Origin of the sequence: Methylophaga sp. UBA4204 (assembly GCF_002379485.1) — a bacterium.
GTDB lineage: Bacteria > Pseudomonadota > Gammaproteobacteria > Nitrosococcales > Methylophagaceae > Methylophaga.
Genome location: NZ_DFTU01000087.1, coordinates 93,442 through 94,326 on the forward strand (window position 1 = coordinate 93,442; position 885 = coordinate 94,326).

1 protein-coding gene is annotated in these 885 nt (G+C 49.4%); it reads left to right on the forward strand.

What is annotated here, in order from left to right; genetic code table 11:
- Positions 1 to 885 (forward strand): DNA topoisomerase (locus tag B3182_RS12945; protein ID WP_292753023.1); only part of this gene is annotated, 885 nt, incomplete at both ends.

The window sequence follows — 885 nt, forward strand, 5'->3', positions numbered from 1 at the left end:
GGCCGGGTACAAAGTCCTGCGTTACGGATGATTGTCGAGCGTGAGCTGGAAATTGAAGCTTTCAAAGCTCAGGAATACTGGACCATTGAAGCAGATGCCACCGCTGAGAAAACCCCGTTTCAGGCGAAGTTAACCCACTATAAAAATGAGAAGCTGAGCCAGTTCAGCATCGGTCATACCGAGCAAGCTGAGGATGTCGTTTCGACATTAACAAAAGCGGCTGAAGGTAAACTGCTAGTTACCCACGTTGAGAAAAAACAACGCAAGCGTAATCCTGCAGCACCATTTACTACCTCTACCTTGCAACAGGAAGCCTCCCGTAAGCTGGGGTTTGGCGCTCAGCGCACGATGAGTGTGGCACAGCAATTATACGAGGGTGTTGATACCGGTGAGGGTGCAGAAGGTTTAATCACCTACATGCGTACTGACTCGGTGTCGCTGGCGGCAGAAGCGATTGAAGAAATTCGCATGTTTATCGGTCAGCGCTATGGGGCGAAATCGGTACCAGGCAAACCGCAGGAATACAAAACCAAATCCAAAAATGCCCAGGAAGCGCATGAGGCAATAAGACCAACCTCAGTTTTACGCACGCCGGATGAAATGAAAGCATATTTATCCGTCGATCAACACAAACTTTATAACCTGATATGGCAGCGTACATTAGCCAGTCAGATGATCCACGCGACTTTGAATACCGTTGCCGTGGATCTGGGCTGTGGTAAGGGCAATACCTTCCGCGCCAATGGTTCTACCGTGGTAAACCCGGGTTTCATGAGTGTTTATCTGGAAGGGAAGGATGATACCAAGGGTGACAAAGATGAAAACATCCTGCCGCCGATGGAAGTCGTAGAGGTTGTTGATCTAGTCGCCATTCGCCCTGAACAG